The 6,922-nt window shown below is 65.2% G+C and carries 7 protein-coding genes; 6 read left to right on the plus strand and 1 reads right to left on the minus strand.

Features of this window, described 5'->3' with window-relative positions; all coding sequences use genetic code 11:
- The first annotated feature begins 828 nt into the window (after positions 1-828).
- From ABD993_RS33850 to ABD993_RS37045, 6 genes are all read left to right on the plus strand, one after another.
- A complete protein-coding gene (locus ABD993_RS33850) occupies positions 829-2,943 on the plus strand; it encodes a molybdopterin-containing oxidoreductase family protein (protein ID WP_345427318.1) in 2,115 nt (704 codons plus the stop codon).
- Positions 2,944-2,976: 33 nt separating this feature from the next.
- Positions 2,977-3,336: a cupin domain-containing protein gene (locus ABD993_RS33855; protein WP_345427320.1), complete on the plus strand. Its 360-nt coding sequence runs from the start codon at positions 2,977-2,979 to the stop codon at positions 3,334-3,336.
- A gap of 75 nt (positions 3,337-3,411) precedes the next feature.
- Complete coding sequence (locus ABD993_RS33860; protein WP_345427322.1) at positions 3,412-4,560, plus strand: GAF domain-containing sensor histidine kinase; 1,149 nt, start codon at positions 3,412-3,414, stop codon at positions 4,558-4,560.
- 11 nt (positions 4,561-4,571) lie between these two features.
- On the plus strand, positions 4,572-5,198 hold the full coding sequence (locus ABD993_RS33865) for a response regulator (RefSeq protein ID WP_345427324.1): 627 nt from the start codon (positions 4,572-4,574) through the stop codon (positions 5,196-5,198).
- A 135-nt stretch (positions 5,199-5,333) separates the two neighbouring features.
- Positions 5,334-5,828, plus strand: coding sequence for a CBS domain-containing protein (locus ABD993_RS33870; RefSeq protein ID WP_345427326.1), 495 nt, complete (start codon positions 5,334-5,336; stop codon positions 5,826-5,828).
- Between the two features lie 271 nt (positions 5,829-6,099).
- Positions 6,100-6,342: a DUF1272 domain-containing protein gene (locus ABD993_RS37045; protein WP_425569227.1), complete on the plus strand. Its 243-nt coding sequence runs from the start codon at positions 6,100-6,102 to the stop codon at positions 6,340-6,342.
- A 104-nt stretch (positions 6,343-6,446) separates the two neighbouring features.
- Here the strand turns inward: ABD993_RS37045 and ABD993_RS33875 are convergent, their stop codons facing one another.
- The gene (locus ABD993_RS33875) at positions 6,447-6,743 is read right to left on the minus strand and encodes a helix-turn-helix domain-containing protein (RefSeq protein ID WP_345427328.1); all 297 of its coding nucleotides are present in this window, start codon (positions 6,741-6,743) and stop codon (positions 6,447-6,449) included.
- Positions 6,744-6,922 lie beyond the last annotated feature (179 nt).

The raw sequence follows: 6,922 nt of genomic DNA on the forward strand, positions 1-6,922 counted from the left end.
CGAGTGGCTGGCCGAGCGGGAGATCCCGTTCGTGCTCGCCACCCGCAGCGACGACATGCTGACCACCCCGGACGGCACCTGAACTCGCGACGATAGAGACTTCGACAATCCCTATTCTCGCTGCTCAGCGGCACCCTCCAGCCAACTGACACGCCCGCTCGACGAACCACGATGAAAGCCCCGGGCTAAGCATCGATAAGAGCGAGTCAACGGTCTCGCCGGCGCAGGTCTTGTTGGTGCCGATCACGCCACTCGGACCGCGGCTGCACCAGCCCGCCACGAAGGCGCGCTTCGGGCCGGGCGCCACTTGTCCCGAACGTGTGCGATGGTATCGGTCTCCGTCGCCAATGGTAGGCCGGGCAATGGCGTCCCGCGGTAGGAGCGTCTCTCCTGGTATCCCCAGCCGGCGAGACCTCGGCGCCCCGGTCGCGAACACGACCGCGTCGTACAGCAGTCCATGTCCTGGGTCGATGCCTGAGGTCCGTGGCGACTCGACCCCGCGAGCCCACGAGGCATGACCTGCGTCGTCCAGATCGCTCCGCGACTCCGGTGTCGGGGAGGTCTCGTACGAACCGGCAGTCTGTCGTCTCCCTGCGGGTCAGGACACCTGCAATTGCCGGTTGGTGGGGGACATGGGCCTTGTTTTACGCCACAGAATCGGCGAGGAAACATTCTGGAAACGAACTCTGATCGTCGAACCGTTGTTTCCCTGCATTTGCAGGTGTGCGGCTTTTCGGTGGACTCGTATAGTCGCCAACCTGTACCGAACCGGCGACCACCAACGAAGGTGAACAGCGTCGCTCATCTGTCGAGTTCAGGAGCTGCGGCATGACATCGACTCTCCCGCTTGAGGACACCAGCACGCGCGTGGTCCGTGCAGCGTGCGCTCATGACTGCCCGGACGCGTGCGCGATGCTGGTCACCGTCGAGAACGAGGTCGTCACCGGTGTGCGGGGCGACCCCGAGCACCCGTTCACTCAAGGGGGGCTCTGCGCCAAGGTCAACGATCTCGAGAAGCACGTCTACCACAAGGACCGCGTCCTGCACCCGTTGCGACGAGTGGGGCCGAAGGGATCAGGACAGTTCGAGCGCATCTCGTGGGACGAGGCGGTCGCTGAGATCTGTTCGCGCTTCTCATCCATCGTGGACGAGTACGGTGCTGAGGCGATCATGCCGACGAGCTATCTCGGGAACGAGGGCATCCTCAACGGCCTCAACGTGATGGACCCGTTCATGCACCGCCTCGGGGCCACCATCACGGAGCGCACGTTCTGCACCTCGACGCGTGGTTCCGCCTACGTCCGCACCATGGGGCCTGCGGTCACCGATCCCGAGAGCATCGTCCACGCGAGGTACATCATCGCGTGGGGCCACAACATGCTGACGTCCAACCTGCATCTGTGGCCGTTCGTCGCGAAGGCGCGAAAGCGCGGGGCGAAGCTCGTGGTGATCGATCCCTACGCGAGCCGGACCGCGCGGCGGGCGGACTGGCACATTCGCATCCGGCCCGGCACCGATGGCGCCCTGGCTCTCGGGATGATCAATGTGATCATCGCCGAAGGGCTGGTCGACACCGAGTACGTGGACAACCACACCGTAGGCTTCTCGGAGCTCGCGGCGCGCGCCGCTGATTTTCCGCCCGAGCGCGTGGAAGAGCTGACCGGTATCCCTGCCGACGACATCAGAACACTCGCCCGGGAGTACGCGACGACCCAGCCTGCCGTCATCCGGGTCGGGACCGCGGTCGAGAACCACCCACAGGGAGGCCAGGCGTTCCGGGCGATCTTCAGTCTCCCCGCCTTGGTGGGAGCATGGCGCTACCCGGGCGGAGGCACCCACGAGCTGTCGTTGTTCGGCTTCCCGGTGAACTTCGACCGGCTCTCCCGTGTCGACCTGATCAAGCCCGGAACCCGTGTCGTCAACGGCATGCAGCTCGGGCGAGTGCTCACCGGGGAGGTCGAACTCGACCCTCCGATCAAGGCGCTGATGGTGTGCAACTCGAATCCGGTCATCACCTACCCGGAGCAGAACAAGACCATCGCCGGCCTGAAGAGAGATGATCTGTTCACAGTCGTCAGCGATCACTTCATCACAGATACTGCCCGGTTCGCCGACATCGTGCTCCCGGCAACCACGATCACGGAACATTTCGACGTCAACTTCTCATGGGGTCATCTCTACATCGCCATCAACAACCAGGCGATCAAGCCCGTCGGAGAAGCGGTGTCGAACGTCGAGTTGTTCCGGCGCCTGGCGGCTGGGATGGGGTTCGACGACGACCCGTGGTTCACCCTCAGCGACGAGGAGATGGCGGAGCAGTCCCTGGACTGGTCGGCCCCCCAGCTGGCCGGCATCAGCCTCGAAGGGCTCAAGAAGACGGGCTGGGCGCGGCTCGCGCTGCCAGGCCCCGACGAAGCCCCCTACGCCGATGGTGGTTTCCCCACAGTCGACGGGCGGGTGGCGCTGGCTGTGCACGATGACTTCGACTCCGTGGCACCGGTGTTCCGTCAGGGCTACACGGAGATGCAGGGCGACCGACCCAGCCCGTCTGTCCCGGACTACGTCGAACAGCCCGTCGACGACCGCTACCCGCTCCGGATGATCACTCCCCGCGGCCACCACTTCATCAGTTCCCAGTACGCCAACATGGATCGGCAGCTGCGTGGGGAGGGCGGTCAGCACGTCACGTTGCATCCCGACGACGCGGCCGGCCGCGGACTCTCGGCAGGCGACCGCGCCGAGGTCTTCAACGAGCGAGGCTGCATTCCCGTCGAGGTCCTCCTCGACGAGGGTGTGATGCCGGGAGTCGCCGTCGTTCCCTACGGCTTCTGGACCGACGGCGCCTCCAGCGTCTCCGCGCTGATCTCCGGCGACGCGAACGACCTGGGGCGGGGCCCGCGATACTCCGCGGCCACAGTCGAGATTCGCATCGCGTCAGCCTGACCGGAAAAAGTCGACGACCTCGAGGAGACCCACATGACCTCTGATCTCAGCGCCGCCACGAGCTACCACGCCAGCACGGTGGATGCTCCGGACTACGAGCCGTTCATCGTAGGTGACACCGCGATCGGTGAGGTCCACTGGATCCGCCGAGGAGGTGCCGGCGGCACCACCCTGGCGGTGGGGCTGTGGCGTAGCGGTCCGCAGGACTTCCCCTACCCGTTCGCCACCGACGAGACCATCCATGTGCTCGAAGGAGTGCTGGACATCAAACTCGCCTCCGGCGAGCTTGTGACCCTGCGGGCGGGGGACGTAGCGTCGTTCGTCAAGGGAACCAGCTCACACTGGACTGTTCGGGAGCCCTTCAGGAAGCTGTTCATCGTGAGCGACGCCTGATCAACACCTGCGGCGCGGAGCCGGGTGTTCTGCACAGTGTCGAGCGCCCGCTCCGCGGCAGCCCGAGGAGCCCAGATGTGCTACATGGTCACGTCGATCGACGATGTGCGGAACCTGGTCGCGGCTGCCCGCGGACTGTCCGGACTGGTCGACCTCGACGCGCTGACCACCCGGGCCGGTCGTCGGATGCACGCGCTGATCGGCTTGGATATCGCGGCCATCAGCGTCGTCGTCCGTCCTGACGAGCTCAGCGTGGCCTCCGTCGAAGGTCTCCCCGAGGCCCAGGTGGGGGCGCGGAGCCCGCGCGGGCGCGGCCTGGGGTGGAGAGCATTCGAGCTCGATGACACCCCCACCGCGTCCCTGCCCGACTCCACGCTCGACGACCCCCTGGCCGCGGCCGCTGCCCAGGCCGGCATTCGCCACCTCATGGCCTGTCCCGTGGAGTTCGGGGGCGCTCCCCTGGGAGCCCTCTACGTCGGTACGCGGACCGAGAACCAGCCCGACCTGCGCGTCGCAGCGCTGCTGTGGGAGTTCGCTGCCTCCTTGGGCCCGCTGATGTCGACCGCGCTACGAGTCCGCAAGGCAGGCGAGTCGGCCGTGCTGACCGAGCGGGCTCGGATCGCCCACCAACTACACGACACCGCCGAGCAGCTACTCTTCGGGATCTCGTTGTCCGCCGAACAGATTCGTGAGTCAGTCGACGACCCCGCAGAAATCATCGTCCTCTCCAAACGCATCGAGCACGACGCCGCGGAGGTCTCCCAACGGCTGCGTGGCGCGATGCACACGCTCCTTCCGCCTCGCGACGCGCTCGTCGTCGCTGTCCGCCATGATGTCGAGCGGTTCAGCGCTCGATCACGAATCGCTGCCGAAGCTGTCGTGCTGGGCACGCCCGTCGCAAGCCCCGATCACGTGGATGAAGTGGTGGCCTCGGTGGTCAGCGAGGGTCTTCACAACGTCGAACGCCACTCCGACGCCTCGTCGGTGATGGTCACACTGACCTACCGGCCGCTGGGTTTGGCGGTTCTGATCCAGGATGACGGTCGAGGACTACCGCAGCCGCCTGCGACGATCGCGGCCGGTCTACCGGGCAAATCTCGGGGACTCGGCCTGTCGAGTCTGCGCCAGCGAGTACGTGCCCTCGGAGGAACGCTCGACCTTCGCAACGGAGAAGATGGCGGAGCCAGTCTTCTGGTGACGCTACCTCTGCCTGACCAACCATGACTCCCTCCCGAGTGCTCATCGCCGACGACCATCCCCTCGTGATTGCTGGGGTGCGGGCGGTGCTCGAGCGCCATCCTGACGAGTTCACTGTCGTAGCCACCTGCCATGACGGGCGCGACGTCCTCAGCGCCACGAGAAGCCATCGGCCCGACATCGCTCTCCTCGACGTCAGGCTCGGCGATCTCGACGGCTCCGAGGTCGCCAAGGCTGTTCTCGACGAGTGTCCCGGCCTGCGGGTGGTGATCGTGACCGCTTTCGACGAGCCGACATTATTGAGCTTCTGCCTGGATATCGGGGTTGCCGGGATCTTGCTCAAGGGTTCGCTGAACCTCGACCTCGCCGCAGCACTCCGAGATGTTCGGCGGGGCGAGGTCGTCATCGACGACACCGTGCTGCGCACACTGAGAACCGCTGGGGCGCTCCTCGAGTGCCAAGAGATCAGCGCTGTTCCCGTACGACCCAGGGAAGTGGAGATTCTGCGTCTCATGGCCATGGGCATGGCCACCAAAGACGTCGCAAACGAACTCAATCTCTCAGTGAACACCGTCCGCTCCTACACTCAAGCCCTGATGGCGAAGCTGGGCGCCCACAACCGTGTCCAGGCGATCCTGCAGGCCCGCAGGCTTCATCTCATCTGACCCGGTTACCGGCCCTCCCTCGACGCACACCGCGGCGTCCAACGCCGGTCTGTCGCGCCGCTCGAGTCGCAGCGCGACCGCCGAACCGGGCTCAGAACGCCATCTGAAAATAGGGAGAAGGGTTCAGCTGATCTGATGGCCCGCACTCAACCTGCCTCACAGCATCCACGGACCGATCAAGAACGCGCAGGCGATATCGCCGCGACTCAGCGGAGCTCGGTCGCGACGGCGATGCTGCCCTCGCCGAAGATCATGCGAACCGATTTCACCGTCGGACAAGCACGCGCCGCGTTCGCTGATGATCACATGCATGCGGTGCTGATCGTCGCCGAAGGTCTGCTGCGGGCGGTGGTCCATCGAGAGGATGTGCACGAGCCCGCGCCGGCGGAACAGCTCGCCTGGCGGCTGGGAGCATTACGCGACCGCATCGTGAGTCCGGACGAGGATCTGGAGGCGGTGCGCACCCGCATGCTCGACGCCGGTGTCCGGCGGCTCGCCGTCGTCGACGAAGGCGGCCGCTTGCTCGGACTGCTGTGCCTCAAGAGAAGCCATCGCGGGTTCTGCTCGGCTGCGGACGTCGCCGCCCGCGCTCGCGCGACGACCTGCTCCGGACCGATCGGCGACGATTGAGCGGACGACGTTGCGTGCGGCGCTGACAATCCATCGTCAGCGAACGGCTGGCGGAAAATCGAGCATTCTCGGCGTTCAAGCTTCTCGTCAGGATCGGGGATCGATGCGAGAATACTGATGTCGGCCGCGGTGGCCGCCAAAGGGTGAGCGCGCCCATTTGCGCATCGTGGCCATGTCCAGTCTGCTGGGCATTCCGTCCATTCCCGGATCACAACGAGGTCTTCCCGGGGAGTTCTAGAAGAGGGTTGGGAATATGCCACACATGCTTGAGATGCGTCCCGGATGCGAGCGTTGCGACGCCAATTTGCCGCCGGGGTCGACCGATGCGCGTATCTGTAGCTTCGAGTGCACATACTGTTCCTCGTGCGCTGACGGACCACTCGCCGGTCGTTGCCCCAACTGTGGTGGTGATTTCGCGCAGCGACCGACCCGTACGGAGAAGCTGCTCGAAACCTACCCCGCCGTGACGACTCGGACCTACAACCCGCCAGAAGCTAGCAAGCTCAGCAACTAGCTGTCGCGGAGGCGCTCAAGCCTGATCCGAGAATTGGTGACCCCGTAATGGAATCGCCATCCGGCGCTCGGGCTCGAGTGCCTTCCGCCGTTCGGTACCCGGAGCTAGTCGGCATCCCGCCGCGATCCTGAGACCGTGCGGGCACTTCCGGCAGCGTAGCCGTCGCTGGGCGTAGACTTGAATGTTTCTCGATACGATGTCGGAGTGATTCCCAAAGTAGCGGTGAACCGTTGACGCAGCGCGGCTGCTGAGGGAAATCCCGATTGCGTGGCGACATCTTTCACGCTCAGATCGGTCGTCTCGATGAGTTGACGAGCTCGATCGAGACGCGCTCGTAAGAGCCATTGCAGCGGGCTGGTGTCCGCGTACGGGTTCTGATGTCGCTGTAGGTACGAGCTGATCTGTTGTTGGTCCGGCGCGTCGGATCAAGATCGGCTTAGGGAGGGACCACCCTCCGGGCTTGTCAGCCGCCAAGCAGACGAGCCCGGAGGGGGTTACCCGTGATCCTGCCTGTGGAGGCATGGATGGACATCAGGAGGTACGCCCCGCTGCGCGCGGCCGGGGCGTCGTGGAAGGACAT

This window comes from Pseudonocardia xishanensis (genome assembly GCF_039541715.1).
GTDB lineage: Bacteria > Actinomycetota > Actinomycetes > Mycobacteriales > Pseudonocardiaceae > Pseudonocardia > Pseudonocardia xishanensis.